Source organism: Pseudomonas sp. PB3P13, from assembly GCF_054897735.1.
The window spans coordinates 2,119,154-2,134,072 of the sequence record NZ_CM142702.1 but is presented as its reverse complement, the minus strand read 5'-3'; the positions used below and the strand labels follow the sequence as shown (position 1 = coordinate 2,134,072).

Genomic DNA, 14,919 nt, shown 5'->3' with positions numbered 1-14,919 from the left:
CCCGCACTTTCCTGGCTTGATTAGGTGCCGGCATGACCCTGCGCGTGTTTTTCCTGTGGTTGCTCTGCGCAGGCCTGCCCCTGACGGCGTCGGCCGCAGATTTGCCGATCGGCAACCAAGGCACGCTCCTGCGCATTCAGGGTTCCAACACCATTGGCGCGGCGCTCGGCCCGGCATTGGTCGAAGGCCTGATGCGTGAGCAAGGCTTGCTCAAGGTGCGTCGCGAGGTGTCGGACCACGTCAACGAACTGAGCGTGATCAGTGAAACAGTCGGGGGCCAGCGCGTTGTGGTGCAAATCGCCGCCCACGGTTCGAGCACCGGTTTTACCGCCCTGAAAAATATCACTGCCGACCTCGCCGCCTCTTCTCGACCGATCAAGGACAGCGAACTCGCCGCGCTGCAATCCCTTGGCGATCTGAAATCCGCGGGCGCCGAGCAGGTCATCGCCATCGATGGCCTCGCAATCATCGTCCATCCGCAAAACCCGCTGACTCAACTGAACACCGAGCAACTGGCGCGAATCTTCAGTGGCGAGGCGAAAACCTGGGAAGACGTCGGCGTCAGCGGTGGGACGATTCACCTGTATGCGCGGGATGACCAGTCAGGCACGTTCGACACGTTCAAGGAAATTGTCCTCAGCCGCCGTGGGAAATCCCTGAGCGATACTGCGAGACGTTTCGAATCCAGCGAGCAATTATCCGACGCTGTCAGCCGCGATCCACACGGTATCGGTTTCATCGGCCTGCCTTACGTGCGTCAGGCCAAAGCCGTAGCGATTGCGGACGGTTCTTCTCAAGCGATGCTGCCGCACAACAGTCTGATCGCGACGGAAGATTATCCGCTGTCGCGGCGACTGTTCTTTTATCTGCCCCCGAGTGGCAAGAATTCCTGGGCTCAGGCGCTGGTGACGTTTGCCCAAAGCAGCAAGGGCCAGGCCATCGTGGCGGCGAACGGATTCATCGCGCAGACCGTGCAGGCCATGAGCGTCACGCCCAATGCGCTGATGCCCGAGGCCTATCAGGCGCTCAGCCGGCATGCGCAGCGGTTGACGGTGAATTTCCGTTTCGAAGAAGGCAGCGCGACCCTCGATAACAAGGCGCGTCAGGACTTGTCCCGGGTGTTGGATTACTTGAAGCAGCACGACAAAACCGATCGGCAAGTAACGCTGGTGGGCTTCGGCGATGCCAAAAGCGATCCGGCGCGGGCCGATCTGCTCTCAAAATTAAGAGCGATGGCGGTACGTCGGGAGCTGGTCAAAAGCGGCGTGGTGTTTCGCGAGATTCGCGGGTTCGGCGCCGAGATGCCGGTGGCGACAAATAGCGCGGATGAGGGCCGGATCAAGAATCGGCGGGTGGAAGTTTGGGTGTATTGACCTATTAGCAGCTGCCGAGCAAGCTCGACAGCTGCTACAGAGGCTGGGTCAGGCGAGGAGCTTTTGCAATTGCGCGGTGGTGTCGACTGCGCCCATGGTCTTTGCTGCGTCCAGCGCTGACACACCGTTGGCGTCCTTGGCTTGTGGATCGGCGCCCTTGCTGATCAGGTAGTCAACGATGGCAACGCGGTTGAACATCGCGGCCATCATCAGTGCGGTGCGACCGTCGAACGACGAGCCTTCCACTTGCGCGCCACCTTCGACCAACGCCGTGACGGTGGCCAGATCCCCCTTGAACGCGGCGCCGGCAATCGGGCTTTGCCCGTTGTCGTTGCGAATTTCCGGATCGGCCTTGTGTTCCAGCAACACTTTCACGGTCTCGACATGGCCGTGGTAAGCGGCGAGCATCAACAAAGTGTCGCCCTTATGGTTGCGCAGATTCGGCGGCAGGCCTTTGCTCAGCAGCGCAGCCATCATGGCCGCATCGCCCTCTCGCGCCTTGTTGAATACCTGTTCGGCAAATTCAGCGGCTTCTTCGGGGGTCATCTGGCGGCTTTGTTCTGACATCGGGGGCTCCACTTTCAATTATTCGCAAGACCGACAGTGTCCCGAGCGGCCCCGAGACTGTCACTTCTTTTTTCTGAAGGATCGCCATAGCGACATTCAATAACGGTGCTGGCCGTCGCTGATTTGCGCCGCCAATGGCTTGGTCACCTGCACGTAGGTGTCGGTTCCCGGCAGCCAGGCATAGACCGGATCGTCGCCGGTCTTGTCCGGGTCGAAAGCTTCATCCTTGAGCCGGGTCTTCTGGTACTTGAACGTCCCGGTGGTTTCCATTTTCACCTTCACCCGCAGGAACAGTGGCACGGCATACGCCGGTAACCGCTCGCGGGCGAACGCCAGCAGTTCGCTGAAATCCAGGGTCGCCAATGATTCGGCAGGCGTAATTGCCGCCATCCCGGCGCGGCCATTGGTGTTGCGGATTTCCACGCCATAGGCCACGGCCTCGGAAATATTCGGGTGCTGCAGGAGGATGTTCTCGACTTCAGTGGTCGAGACGTTCTCGCCTTTCCAGCGGAAAGTATCCCCCAGGCGATCGACAAACTGCGCGTGGCCGAAGCCGATGTTGCGCAGCAGGTCACCGGTGTTGAAGTACCGGTCGCCCTTCGCAAATACATCATGCAGCACCACTTTTTCGGTTTTCTGCGGATCGGTGTAACCGTCCAGCGGCGCTTTGTCGTCGATCCTCGCCAGCAACAACCCCTGCTCGCCTTTGGCCACTTTGCGCATGAAACCATCGGCCTCACGGATCGGCGCGCCGCTGTCGTGGTCGTACACCGCCAACTCCCAGGCCATCAGCGAAAACCCGACGGTGTTATCGAAGTTGAGCACGTTGGTGAAGCCTATGTTGCCGTCACTGGCGGCGTACAACTCGCAGATGTGCTGGACGCCAAAGCGAGTTTTGAAGGCATGCCACGCGCCGGGGCGCAGGCCATTGCCGATCATTTTGCTCACGCGGTGGTCGCGGTCGTCGCTACCGGGCGGTTGATCGACCAGGTAGCGACACAACTCGCCGACGTAGCCGAGCGTGGTCGCGCGGTACTGGCGGACATCGCTCCAAAACTGACTGGCGCTGAATTTGCGCCGGATGGCAAACCCCGAAGCGCCGCAGATCGCCGATCCCCAGCACACGCAGAGTCCGGTGGCGTGATACAGCGGCAGGGTGCAATAAACGACGTCGTCAGGCTGCATGTCCAGCGCGATCATGCCGAAACTGGCCGAGCTGCGCATCCAGCGACCGTGCTTGAACACGCCTGCCTTGGGCAGCCCGGTGGTGCCCGAGGTGTAAATGTAGAAGCACGGGTCGTCGAAGAAAACCTGCGCACTGGTGGCCGGATTTTCTGAGGAACAGTCGACCGAGGCGCTGATCAAATTAACGAAACCGTCGGGCGCGATGCCCGGGTGGCGATCAGTGGCGTGATCAGCGACAAACCAGGTCCGCGCCGCCTCAATGGACGTGCACTCGCGAACGGCTGAAAACGCCGGCACCAGTTCCTCGCCGACGATAATGGCCGCCGGCGCCACCAGGTTCAGGCTGTGGGCCAGCGGCTCGCGGGTTTGCGAGGTGTTCAGCAAGACGCTGATGGCACCCGTCTTGGCCACGGCAAGAATCGTCACCAGCAGCTCAGGGCGGTTCTCAATGAACACCCCCACCACATCACCCTTGCAAATCCCCTGCGCAATCAGGTGATGAGCGATGCGATTGGCCCACTGATTGACTTGGGAGTAGGTCAGCGCCCTGTCGTCTTGCAACAAAGCCGGCCCTTCGGGATTGCGCAAGGTGGCTTGCTCGAAGCTCCAGCCCAGACCACACACTTGAGTCGGGTCCGTGACGTTGGCCGCTTTCATGCCTTTCACCACGCGCGGAATGGCTTTGGCAATGGCTGGCAGCTTGCGCAGCATCATGCTCCAGGTGATGAGGTCTGACGTGCGACTCATGTTGGCTCCCGTTGAATCTTTTTATTGTCGGGCGGCGTTGGCTTGAACCCGAAAATACGTCAGCGCTTCGGACGGTGTACACGCGGTTTTTGCAATGTTTTGTATCCACGGGTGGTCGCGATTACCTGTCGCGGATTTGGTTCCGTGGAAGCAATGCGGATCTCTCAAAATGCAGGATGCCCGATGCCCATTCATGCAGATTGCACGAAGTTGAAACTGTAAGAAATTTTTAACCTATTGATTTTAAAGAATAATTTCTAATCTCTGTGACTGGCACAAAGGCTGCAAATACCTGTACATGCTTGCCAATCATGTACAAACGGAGCTGAAAGACATGAGCCTGATTCAAGAAAAATTTTCGTCCCTGTTCTCCAACTTCGATGTGACCACCCAGCCTCGTCCTGACGGTGGCATTCTGCTCACCCTGCGCAGCAACGAAGGCCGCGTGTTCAAACGCTCGATTTCCTACCAGCAATTGCATGCTGGCGACCAACTGTCGTGGGTCATCAGTGCCATCCGCCGTGATCTGGCCGAACAAGCGAGTGAACTGCCGCAAATTTCGATGCTGCAAAGCCAGCAACGTTTTGCCCTGCCGACTTATCACTCGCTGTAAAGATTCAATGCCACAAACAGACAGGCCGTGAGAGCTTCCGCTTCACGGCCTGAGTTGTTTCTGTACCACGCAAGACGCGATGTTGTAAGAGCAAAGCTTTGCTCCCACAAGGCTCGTTCCCACAGGCTCGTACCACGGGTCTTGCTTGCGCAGGTATCGGGTTTTGACAGTTAGAAGGTGGCTGGATCAATCCGCGCGAAACTGTCGACCGTCACATGCCCCACCAGCGTCCCGCCTTCACGAGCGACACCGCAGGTCGCCATTCCAGCCAGACGCGCGGCCTCCAGCTCCTCCACGATGTCCGATAGAAACAGAATCTGCGCAGCCTCCACGCCAACTGACTGCGTGATGCGCTCGTAAGACTGCGCGGCTCGCTTGGGTCCGGAGGTGGTGTCGAAATAGCCGCTGAACAGCGGCGACAAGTCCCCCGCGTCCGAGCAACCAAAAATCAGTTTTTGCGCCTGGATCGAGCCCGAGGAATAAACGAATAGCGAGTACCCCTCCTGATGCCAACGCTTGAGCGCTTCAACGGCATCCGGGTAAACATGGCCCTTTAATTCTCCAGCCTGATAACCCTGCTCCCACACCATGCCCTGCAACGCTTTGAGCGCAGTGGCCTTGCGGTCTTCGGCGATCCACCCCAGCAGAATCTTCAGCACCCGCTCGACATCGGCGCCCGGTTCATTGCTGTCCTGGCGCACGGCATTCAACTGCTCGGCCACATCGGCACGGTCGGCGTGCTCGCGCACGAACGCCGGCAGATGGCTGGCGGCATAGGGAAACAGCACGTCGAAGACAAAACTCACCGCGCTGGTGGTGCCTTCGATGTCAGTCAGAATCGCTTTGATCGGCATCGGCTCAGTCCTCAAGACGCGGGAAGCGGCCGGCGATGTCTTCGCCGGTAAAATTGGCGACCCAGCCGTCTGGATTGTTGAACAGGCGGATCGCAATGAAATGCGGGTGCTCACCCATGTCGAACCAGTGCGGCGTGCCGGCCGGAACCGAGATCAGGTCGTTCTTCTCGCACAGCACCGCGTACACATAATCATCGATGTGCAGGGTGAACAGCCCACGGCCGGCAACGAAAAATCGTACTTCGTCTTCGCCATGGCGGTGTTCTTCGAGGAACTTGGCGCGCAGCTCGGCTTTTTGCGGGTGAGCGCTGTTCAGGCTGATGACGTCGACGGTGACGTAGCCACGCTCGCTCATCAATTTATCGATCTGTTGCCGATAGGCGGCGATCACTTCTTCCTGGCTGGCGCCCGGCTGGATCTTCGCCGCCGCTTGCCAGCGATCGAAACGCACGCCCTGCTCGGCCAGGGTCGAGGCGATGTCTTCAAAATGAGTCAGCACCTTGTTGGGCAGGTCTGGACTGCTGACGTGGTAAACGGACAGGCTGCTCATCAGGGCAACTCCTTAAAGGTTCATGCTTTACGGTTCAAGCTTTATGGTTAACCACCGAGCGGGTTTTCAACTCGCACTCGAACAAAAATTCAAACGCTTCGATCTGACGCAGTGCATCGCTCATCCGCGCGCCCCAGGTATAGAGGCCATGGCCGCGGATCAGATAGCCAACGCAGTCGGGATGGGCGTCAAGCCAAGGCTGCACCTTGGCGGCAAGGCGTGCAATGTCCTGGTCATTGTCGAAAATCGGCACGCGCACCCGCGATTCATGCGTTGCGATGCCGCTGAACGCTTTCTGCAATTCGTAATCTTCAAACTCGATGCAATCTTCAGGCGTCAATCGTGACAGCACCGTGGCATTCACCGAATGGGTATGCAACACCGCGCCGATCTCCGCGCGCCAGCTGTACAGTTGCGTGTGCAGCAGGGTTTCGGCGGATGGTTTCTTGCCAGGCTCGAGGCTGTTGCCGGACAAGTCGGTGGCCAGCACATCGTCAGGTCCCAACTGACCTTTGTGCTTGCCCGACACCGTCAGCAACGCTTCGCTCGGCGACAGACGCGCCGAATAATTGCTGCTGGTGGCTGGCGACCAGCCGCGACCATACAGAAAGCGCCCGGCGTCGATGATTTCCTGGGCGAGGTGTTCACGGGTAAGGCTCATGGCCTGTCCTCTTGCATGCGTGTGGCGATGATAATCGCAGCGGCGAGAGCTGCGAGACTGGCAATACTGAACGTGAAGGTGGCGCCGAGGGTGTTCCAGCTGTAGCCGGAATACAACGCACCCAGCGCACCACCGGTACCGGCGAGTGCGGCATACAACGCCTGGCCCTGCCCTTGCTGGCGCGGGCCGAAGCTACGTTGCACGAACTGGATGGCAGCGGCGTGAAAGCTGCCGAAAGTTGCCGCATGCAGGACCTGAGCAAACAACAGCACCCAGATGAATTCGGCGAACGACCCGAGCAACAACCAGCGCAAGGCCGCCAGCAGAAAACTCGCCAGCAGCACCCGGCGCACCGAAAAACGCGCAAGAATCCTGCTCATCGCCAGAAACATCACTACTTCGGCGACGACGCCAACCGCCCAGAGCATGCCGATCAAACCGCGGCTGTAACCCAGTCGCTCCAGGTGCAGGGTGAGAAAAGTGTAATACGGGCCATGACTGACCTGCATCAGCGCCACGCATCCGTAAAAAGCCAGCACGCCCGGACCGCGCAATTGCTGAAGAAAACCGCCGGCCGCCAAACGCTCGCCCTGAATCGGCTGAGCATTCGGCACCCACAGGCTGCTGATCACAATCCCGGCCATGATCAGCACCAGCGCCGCCGGATAGATGTCAAGGCTGAGCCATTCGAACAGCCGGCCCAGCGCAACCACGGTGATGATGAAACCAATCGAGCCCCACAACCGGATCTGGCTGTAGCGCTGCGTCTGGCCCTTCAAATGCGCCAGCGTGATGACTTCAAACTGTGGCAACACCGCATGCCAGAAGAATGCGTGCAAGGCCATGACCATCGCCAGCCAGGCATAGGTCTTGCTGACGAAGATCAGCGAAAACGTCAGCAGCGTGCACACCGCGCCAAAGCGCACGATGGCCAGGCGCCGGCCGGTGTAATCGCCCAGCCAGCCCCAGATGTTCGGCGCCACGCAACGCATCAGCATCGGGATCGCCACCAGCTCACCGATGCGCGCGGCCGAGAAGCCCAAATGGTCGAAGTACAGCGCCAGGAACGGCGCCGTCGAACCGAGCAAGGCGAAGTAAAACAGATAGAAACTGGAAAGCCGCCAGTACGGGAGCGCCGTCATGAATCAGACCGCAACGGCTGTGAGGTGGGCCATTAAAGCTGACCCAGCACCGGCGTGCTCACGCGCACATCGACGTTTTGCCCGCGATGACGCAGCAGATGATCCATCAACACAATCGCCATCATCGCTTCGGCAATTGGCGTGGCGCGGATGCCGACGCACGGATCGTGCCGCCCCTTGGTAATGACGTCCACCGGGTTGCCATGAATGTCGATGGATTGGCCTGGCGTGGTAATGCTCGACGTCGGCTTCAACGCCAGGTGAGCAACGATCGGCTGACCAGACGAGATACCGCCGAGAATGCCACCCGCGTTATTGCTGAGGAAACCTTCCGGGGTCATTTCGTCGCGGTGCTCGGTGCCGCGCTGAGCGACACTGGCGAAACCGGCGCCGATCTCCACGCCCTTGACCGCGTTGATGCTCATCAGCGCGTGGGCCAGTTCGGCGTCCAGGCGGTCGAATATCGGCTCGCCGAGACCGGGCATCACCCCTTCGGCGACGACCGTGATTTTCGCCCCGACGGAATCCTGATCACGACGCAGCTGGTCCATATAGGCTTCGAGTTCCGGCACCTTGTCCGGATCAGGGCTGAAGAAGGCGTTGTCTTCAACCGAATCCCAGCTTTTGAACGGGATTTCGATTGGGCCCAACTGGCTCATGTAGCCGCGAATGACGATGCCCTGACTGGCCAGATACTTCTTCGCAATCGCGCCGGCAGCCACGCGCATCGCGGTTTCCCGCGCCGAGCTGCGACCGCCACCGCGATAATCGCGTTCGCCGTATTTGTGGTGGTAGGTGTAATCGGCGTGGGCCGGGCGGAACAACTCCTTGATCGCCGAGTAGTCCTTGGACTTCTGGTCGGTGTTGCGGATCAGCAGGCCAATCGCACAACCGGTGGTGCGGCCTTCGAACACGCCGGAGAGGATTTCGACCTCATCGGCTTCCTGACGCTGGGTGGTGTGGCGACTGGTGCCGGGCTTGCGGCGATCGAGGTCACGCTGCAGATCCTCCAGGGAAATTTCCAGGCCCGGCGGGCAGCCGTCGACAATGGCGACCAACGCCGGACCATGGCTTTCGCCCGCGGTGGTGACAGTGAACAGCTTGCCGTAGGTATTGCCGGACATGCAGGACGCTCCGTGAAATGAACCTGAATACTTGATGCGCGCCAGTATACGCAGGCAGCCCAAGTAGTTCATCCTCGAACCTTATGGGTGCCCGTGAGTCCAACCGGCACCTTTGTGAATGATGGCGTGATGATGCTGCGAGTTCTTGCCTTGAGCCTTACCCTGTTTACCGGCTACGTCCAGGCCACCGTCCTGCAACGCCCGATCACTTTGGACACCGGAACCGGCGAGCTTTTCGGCTCGCTGTTGCTGCCAAAATCGGACACGCCGGTGCCGGTTGTCCTGATCATTTCTGGCTCCGGTCCTACAGATCGCGACGGAAACAACCCCGAAGGCGGACGCAACGACAGCCTCAAACGTTTGGCCTGGGTGCTGGCCAAACACAACATCGCCAGCGTGCGCTACGACAAGCGCGGTGTAGCGGCGAGCCTGGCGGCGACGCCCGATGAACGCAATCTGTCGGTCGAGGCCTATGTCGCCGATGCTCAAGCCTGGGGCCGCAAGCTCAGGGCAGACCCGCGCTTTGGCCCATTGATCTTGCTGGGCCACAGCGAGGGCGCATTGATTGCCACGCTGGCGGCGCCGGGCGTGGACGCTGCGGCGCTGATTTCCATGTCCGGCAGCGCGCGGCCGATCGATCAGGTCTTGCGCCAACAATTGAGCAATCGCCTGCCTCCGCCGCTGATGTTGCGTAGCAATGAGCTGCTCGACAGCCTCAAGGCGGGCAAGACCGACAGCAACGTGCCGCCGCAGCTGGAGGTGATCTTCCGCCCAAGTGTGCAGCCGTATCTGATTTCGTTATTCCGCCAGGACCCGACGGCGGCGTTTGCCAAACTGAAAATGCCGGCACTGATCATTCAGGGCAGTAACGACATTCAGGTTGGCGTCGAAGATGCACGGCTGCTGAAAGCGGCCAAACCGGACGCCGAACTGGCGCTGATCGAGGGTATGAACCACGTGATGCGCATCGTGCCCAATGATGTAAAGCGGCAATTGGCTTCCTACAAGGATCCACAATTGCCCCTCGCCGCTGAACTCGGCGCGCGCATCCTTGGATTTATTGACGGACTTCGCACCCGTTAAGCGCCGCAAGGGCTCCAGTCCTGCCAAATACGGCCGATAAGCCGGTGTCGCCAGCGTTACGACTGGCGGCAAGCCGAGCTTGGACAGGACCTCGCCGTTATGACTGATACCCCGACTTCACCCGAGACCACCGCTGAAAAGGAAGCACCGCCAGCGGTAGAGCTGCCGTGGGCGGACGTCCAGGTCGAGCAGCGCAAGATGCTCCGTCTGGCGCCGCTGAAGATTGACCGCAACACTGGTGCTCGTCCCCTGCGTTTTGTCGAGTTTGGCTATGCCGAGCGCAACAGCAAAGAGCGCAGTCTGCTGCGCATGAGCATTTCGCTGCCTGGCCAGCGGGTGCGCAAAGAGCAGAATCATCTGGATGTGTGGGCAGACCACGTCACCCACCGCGTGCACTTCGAACCCGCCAGCGGTTTGCAAGTTGAACCGATGAACCGTGGCGTGGGCCGCTACCTGGCGGCGCAAGGGATTACCTGGGCGAAAAAGCGCTGGGCGGCGTATACCGTCGACGGCACCGACCTGAACAACAAGGATGCGCTCAACGAAGACACGCGCCTGCGTCGCGACCGCTTTCTCACGGCGCATGGTTTTGAGGTGGTGTACGCGGACGCGCAGCATTTGAAAGGCAGCGTCAAGGAAGTGAAAGTCGGCGATTTGCTCGGTGATTGGAACGCCGAAAAGGTGCAGCACGTAGAAATTCTTGAGGCGGCGCAAATGCTCCAGCAGGCCGAGCAAAATCTGGCCGAGCAGGAAGTGAAGCTGAAGAAGCACGAGGAGAGGGTCAGCAAGTACAAGCGTGAAGATGCCGGATTGCGCTTCACTATTACGTGCCTGGTGGCGTTTTCAGTGTTTCAGGCGGGGCTGTTGATCTGGATTGCTACGCAGCGGTAACCCACACACTGTGGCGAGGGGGCTCGGCGAAACGTCGCACCGCCCCGTTAGGCTGCGCAGCAGGCTTAATCCAGGCACTTGGTTTATCTGATGAGGCCAGGCCCGTGAATGAGCGGATTAAACGCGCGCAGCGAACAATGCCTGATGCTCGTGGCACTGCCGGGCCGTCAACATGAACACCCCGTGGCCGCCGCGCTCGAAGTCGAGCCAGGCAAAGTCGACTTCCGGGTACAGCGCCTCGACGTGAACCTGACTGTTGCCGACTTCGACAATCAGCAAACCTTTCTCGGTCAGATGATCCGCCGCCTCGGCGAGCATGCGTCGCACCAGGTTCAGGCCATCGTCACCGCAGGCCAGACCCAGCTCCGGCTCGTGCTGGTATTCGTCCGGCATGTCGGCGAAATCTTCCGCATCAACGTAAGGCGGGTTTGAAACGATCAGGTCGAAACGTTGCCCCGGCAACCCGGCAAAACCGTCGCCCTGAACCGTGTACACACGTTCATCGACGCCGTGGCGCTCGATGTTCTGGTTGGCCACTTCCAGCGCCTCGAACGACAGATCGGCCAGGACCACTTCGGCCTGCTGGAACTCGAAAGCACAGGCGATGCCGATGCAACCGGAACCGGTGCACAGGTCGAGAATGCGCGCAGGCTCGGCGCCCAGCCACGGGGCGAAACGTTTTTCGATCAGCTCGCCGATCGGCGAACGCGGAATCAACACACGCTCGTCCACGATGAACGACATACCGCAGAACCAGGCCTCGCCCAACAGATACGCGGTTGGAATGCGTTCTTCGATCCGGCGCTTGAGCATGCGCTGCAAACGGACCAGTTCATCGTCTTCCAGATTGCAATCGAGGTAGCTGTCGGCCATTTCCCATGGCAGATGCAAGGCACCCAACACCAATTGACGGGCTTCGTCCCAGGCGTTGTCGGTCCCATGGCCGAAAAACAGATCCTCCCCATGGAAGCGGCTGACGGCCCAACGGATATGGTCACGCAGGGTACGAAGTCGGGAAGTGATCACGGGGGCAAACTCCAGAAAAAAACGACTGGCGATTCTAACAGCCAAAACACGTCCCGACGACGCTGGAAAGCACCGGCACGCACGTAGGACTTATCCGGTTTTCTCTCCCCCCTATTGAACAAAACGAGGATATTGACAAGGCTGCGGGCCAATAACGACGGCGTTTGCGATGGTAGCGATTCACAGAAGCGCTCAGCCAGAGGACAATGTCACAAAAGCCCCACACCAAGGAGCCCCAGAATGTCCGTTCCAAAAACGATGTTTCAACTCAGCGGCCGCGGTTATGCAGCGGCCAACCTGGGTCATGCGACCCTCGTCATTATCGATGCCCAGAAAGAATACCTCAGCGGTCCGCTGGCCTTGAGTGGCATGGATGCTGCCGTCGCGAACATCCGGCAACTGGTAACCGCTGCTCGCGCTGCCGGCCGCCCCATCGTGCATGTGCGGCACCTCGGCACCGTCGGCGGGCTGTTCGATCCGCAGGGCGAGCGCGGCGAGTTCATCCCGGGGCTGGAGCCGGAGGCGGACGAAACCATCATCGGCAAACTGCTGCCGAGTGCATTTCACGGCACCGAGCTACTGGAGCGTCTGCAGAATCTCGGCTCGCTGGATTTGATCGTCTGTGGGTTCATGAGCCATTCCAGCGTCAGCACCACCGTGCGGGCCGCGAAAAATTTGGGCTTCCGTTGCACGCTTGTTGAAGACGCCTGCGCAACGCGCGATTTGCCCTACAAGGACGGGGTTTTGACCGCCGATCACGTTCAACAGACTGAAATGGCGATCATGGCGGACAATTTCGCCACCCTCGCCCTCACCCACGAGCTAATCTGAACTGATCGACGATTAATGGGCGGTTAATGCCGCCGCTCATCCGTAAAAGGTTCTCAGCTGCCGTAATTGCCTTAGCCTCAGGAACATCCCGGTCAACTCCCGGTCGAAGGCCGATACCCATTGAGGAAGGTCGGAATGAAGTTATCCGATGGTTTTGACGCACGCCGCCTGCGGCCAAAAGGCCCGAGCAACTGGCGTTTTCGCTTCGGCGCAGCCCTTGCTGCCTTGCTGGCAACGTGCGGTGTGTTACTGGCAATGGCCGGCGCCGCCAGTCTGTTGGGCCGACCGCCGGCCCTTGGCGAACTGAATGCCAGCCCGTTGGGCTCGTCGATCATTTTGGCGATTGGCCTGTTTCTGCTGTACCTCGGCGTCTGGTTGTGGCGTCGCTGCCGTCGCCGTGCGCGCCAGTCGCGAGCGCTGAACATGTCCCCGCACTTGATGAAAAAACACGACTGACGCCTGAGCCGGACGTTTTCGCGCACCCGATGGCTGCCGAGTTGGGTAAACTGGCCGCCCTTCGCGGAGGCTGACATGCAAGACGACGATTTTTCCCTGTTCAAAAGCGCGATCCAAGGCGTCAAGCCGATCAAGCACGATCGCGCCGAGACCGGCAAACCCAAGGCCGACCGCGCGCAGATTGCCAAGTTGCGTCAAGCCGCCACGGTGCGCACCGATGCCACTACCGTTGACGGGCTTTCCGATCAGTTCGTCATTGATGTCGGCCCGGAAGACGAGCTGATGTGGGCGCGCGATGGCGTTCAGGAAAGCCAGATGCGCAAGCTCAAGGTCGGCCAGATCCCGTTCGAAGGCAGCCTCGACCTCCATGGCATGACCGTGGAAAAGGCTCGCGAAACCCTCTGGGCATTTCTCGCCGAAGCGACCAAATTCGAAATCCGTTGCGTGCGCGTCACCCACGGAAAAGCCGTGCGCCTGGATGGCAAGCGCCCGATGATCAAAAGCCACGTCAACACCTGGCTGCGTCAGCATTCACAGGTACTGGGCTTCACCTCCTGCCAGCCTCGACACGGCGGCGCCGGCGCGGTGTACGTGATGCTCAAACGCACCATGATGGAAGGCCGCGACGAGTAAAGCTGTCGCATCAAGCTTGCAGCGCCGTGTCCGCCACCGTACCCTTGCCCTTTGCGAAAATCCCCACAGGTAGTTTCATGTCCCTGGAACAGAATTACACCGAGATTCTCGGCCAATTGGGCGAGGACGTTTCCCGCGAGGGCCTGCTCGACACGCCCAAGCGCGCCGCCAAAGCCATGCAGTACCTTTGCCGTGGTTATGAACAGACCCTCGAAGAGGTCACCAACGGTGCCCTGTTCAGCTCCGACAACAGCGAAATGGTGCTGGTAAAAGACATCGAGCTGTATTCGTTGTGCGAACACCACTTGCTGCCGTTTATCGGCAAGGCACACGTCGCTTACATCCCGAGCGGCAAGGTACTGGGCCTGTCGAAGGTTGCGCGGATCGTCGATATGTATGCGCGCCGCCTGCAGATTCAGGAAAACCTCAGCCGCCAGATCGCCGACGCCGTCCTGCAAGTCACCGGCGCCCTGGGTGTTGCGGTGGTGATCGAGGCCAAGCACATGTGCATGATGATGCGCGGTGTCGAGAAGCAGAATTCGTCGATGATCACCTCGGTGATGCTCGGTGAGTTCCGCGAGAATGCGGCGACTCGCAGCGAGTTTCTCAGCCTGATCAAGTAAATTGCGGCTCGAAGAGAACCGGCATTCATCGCCGGTTTTTTTTCGCCTGCAAAAAATCAGGTAAGCTGCGCGCCTCCGTTTGCCCCTGTGAGGCTTCAATCGTGTTCGTTAAAGCGCTTCGTGTCGGTCTTGGCCAACTGATTATCTTCGTCGATTTCATCACCCGCCCCGGCAAGAAACAGCGCCCGGCGGAGGTTCAGGCTCAGGTCAATGCCGCGGCCAAAGGCCTGACGCTGTACCAGTTTCACGCATGCCCCTTCTGCGTGAAGACCCGCCGCACCCTGCACCGGTTGAACGTGCCGGTGGCGCTGCGCGATGCGAAAAACAACGTACAGGATCGCCAGACGCTGCTGGAACAAGGCGGCAAGATCAAGGTGCCGTGTCTGCGCGTTGAAGAAAACGGGCAAACCACGTGGATGTATGAGTCCAAGGTGATCATTGATTATCTGGACAAGCGGTTTGCGGCGGCTTGAGGGTTTTGTGCCGCGGCCGCTGGCCTCATCGCGAGCAAGCTCACTCCCACAAGGTTCAGCGTGTGCTACAGATTCGTGACTGAAACC

16 protein-coding genes and 1 pseudogene are annotated in these 14,919 nt (G+C 59.8%); 9 read left to right on the top strand and 8 right to left on the bottom strand.

What is annotated here, in order from left to right:
* The first annotated feature begins 32 nt into the window (after positions 1 to 32).
* Positions 33 to 1,373 (top strand): substrate-binding domain-containing protein, encoded by a 1,341-nt coding sequence (locus ACYZT1_RS09820; RefSeq protein WP_462018751.1) that lies wholly within the window; start codon positions 33 to 35, stop codon positions 1,371 to 1,373.
* Between the two features lie 48 nt (positions 1,374 to 1,421).
* On the opposite strand, the gene ACYZT1_RS09815 is transcribed toward ACYZT1_RS09820, so the two are convergent.
* Positions 1,422 to 1,940 (bottom strand): ankyrin repeat domain-containing protein, encoded by a 519-nt coding sequence (locus ACYZT1_RS09815; RefSeq protein WP_462018750.1) that lies wholly within the window; start codon positions 1,938 to 1,940, stop codon positions 1,422 to 1,424.
* A 96-nt stretch (positions 1,941 to 2,036) separates the two neighbouring features.
* Entirely contained in the window at positions 2,037 to 3,872 is a 1,836-nt protein-coding gene (locus ACYZT1_RS09810) for a long-chain-acyl-CoA synthetase (RefSeq protein ID WP_462018749.1), read from the bottom strand.
* Positions 3,873 to 4,206: 334 nt separating this feature from the next.
* Here ACYZT1_RS09810 and ACYZT1_RS09805 point away from each other — a divergent pair, with 334 nt between their 5' ends.
* On the top strand, positions 4,207 to 4,485 hold the full coding sequence (locus ACYZT1_RS09805; RefSeq protein ID WP_462018748.1) for a DUF3509 domain-containing protein: 279 nt from the start codon (positions 4,207 to 4,209) through the stop codon (positions 4,483 to 4,485).
* 170 nt (positions 4,486 to 4,655) lie between these two features.
* Here ACYZT1_RS09805 and mtnC read toward each other — a convergent pair whose 3' ends face one another.
* Genes mtnC through aroC form a run of 5 tightly spaced genes read right to left on the bottom strand, consistent with a single transcriptional unit; the run spans position 4,656 to position 8,816 of the window.
* Entirely contained in the window at positions 4,656 to 5,339 is a 684-nt protein-coding gene (gene mtnC, locus ACYZT1_RS09800) for an acireductone synthase (RefSeq protein ID WP_462018747.1), read from the bottom strand.
* A 4-nt stretch (positions 5,340 to 5,343) separates the two neighbouring features.
* Positions 5,344 to 5,889, bottom strand: coding sequence for a 1,2-dihydroxy-3-keto-5-methylthiopentene dioxygenase (locus tag ACYZT1_RS09795; protein ID WP_462018746.1), 546 nt, complete (start codon positions 5,887 to 5,889; stop codon positions 5,344 to 5,346).
* A 34-nt stretch (positions 5,890 to 5,923) separates the two neighbouring features.
* Positions 5,924 to 6,550: a methylthioribulose 1-phosphate dehydratase gene (locus ACYZT1_RS09790; RefSeq protein WP_462018745.1), complete on the bottom strand. Its 627-nt coding sequence runs from the start codon at positions 6,548 to 6,550 to the stop codon at positions 5,924 to 5,926.
* Complete coding sequence (locus ACYZT1_RS09785) at positions 6,547 to 7,692, bottom strand: MFS transporter (protein ID WP_462018744.1); 1,146 nt, start codon at positions 7,690 to 7,692, stop codon at positions 6,547 to 6,549. The genes ACYZT1_RS09790 and ACYZT1_RS09785 overlap by 4 nt, the downstream gene beginning before the upstream one ends.
* Positions 7,693 to 7,724: 32 nt before the next feature.
* Positions 7,725 to 8,816: a chorismate synthase gene (gene aroC, locus ACYZT1_RS09780; protein ID WP_462018743.1), complete on the bottom strand. Its 1,092-nt coding sequence runs from the start codon at positions 8,814 to 8,816 to the stop codon at positions 7,725 to 7,727.
* Between the two features lie 83 nt (positions 8,817 to 8,899).
* On the opposite strand from aroC, the pseudogene ACYZT1_RS09775 reads away from it, so the two are divergent.
* A pseudogene (locus ACYZT1_RS09775) lies at positions 8,900 to 9,899 on the top strand (alpha/beta hydrolase).
* 99 nt (positions 9,900 to 9,998) lie between these two features.
* The gene (locus ACYZT1_RS09770) at positions 9,999 to 10,790 is read left to right on the top strand and encodes a hypothetical protein (protein WP_462018742.1); all 792 of its coding nucleotides are present in this window, start codon (positions 9,999 to 10,001) and stop codon (positions 10,788 to 10,790) included.
* Between the two features lie 117 nt (positions 10,791 to 10,907).
* On the opposite strand, the gene prmB is transcribed toward ACYZT1_RS09770, so the two are convergent.
* Positions 10,908 to 11,816, bottom strand: a complete 909-nt coding sequence (gene prmB / locus ACYZT1_RS09765; protein ID WP_462018741.1) for a 50S ribosomal protein L3 N(5)-glutamine methyltransferase — start codon at positions 11,814 to 11,816, stop codon at positions 10,908 to 10,910.
* A 240-nt stretch (positions 11,817 to 12,056) separates the two neighbouring features.
* On the opposite strand from prmB, the gene ACYZT1_RS09760 reads away from it, so the two are divergent.
* The 5 genes from ACYZT1_RS09760 to ACYZT1_RS09740 all read left to right on the top strand — a co-directional run bounded on the left by ACYZT1_RS09760 (position 12,057) and on the right by ACYZT1_RS09740 (position 14,832).
* Positions 12,057 to 12,647 carry a cysteine hydrolase family protein gene (locus tag ACYZT1_RS09760; protein ID WP_462018740.1) on the top strand — a complete coding sequence of 197 codons (591 nt, stop codon included), beginning with the start codon at positions 12,057 to 12,059 and terminating at the stop codon, positions 12,645 to 12,647.
* 135 nt (positions 12,648 to 12,782) lie between these two features.
* Positions 12,783 to 13,103: a hypothetical protein gene (locus tag ACYZT1_RS09755; protein WP_462018739.1), complete on the top strand. Its 321-nt coding sequence runs from the start codon at positions 12,783 to 12,785 to the stop codon at positions 13,101 to 13,103.
* Positions 13,104 to 13,178: 75 nt separating this feature from the next.
* Positions 13,179 to 13,736 (top strand): Smr/MutS family protein, encoded by a 558-nt coding sequence (locus ACYZT1_RS09750; protein WP_266017059.1) that lies wholly within the window; start codon positions 13,179 to 13,181, stop codon positions 13,734 to 13,736.
* A 77-nt stretch (positions 13,737 to 13,813) separates the two neighbouring features.
* On the top strand, positions 13,814 to 14,359 hold the full coding sequence (gene folE / locus ACYZT1_RS09745) for a GTP cyclohydrolase I FolE (RefSeq protein ID WP_462018738.1): 546 nt from the start codon (positions 13,814 to 13,816) through the stop codon (positions 14,357 to 14,359).
* Positions 14,360 to 14,460: 101 nt separating this feature from the next.
* Entirely contained in the window at positions 14,461 to 14,832 is a 372-nt protein-coding gene (locus tag ACYZT1_RS09740; protein ID WP_462018737.1) for a glutathione S-transferase N-terminal domain-containing protein, read from the top strand.
* The last annotated feature ends 87 nt before the right edge of the window (positions 14,833 to 14,919 follow it).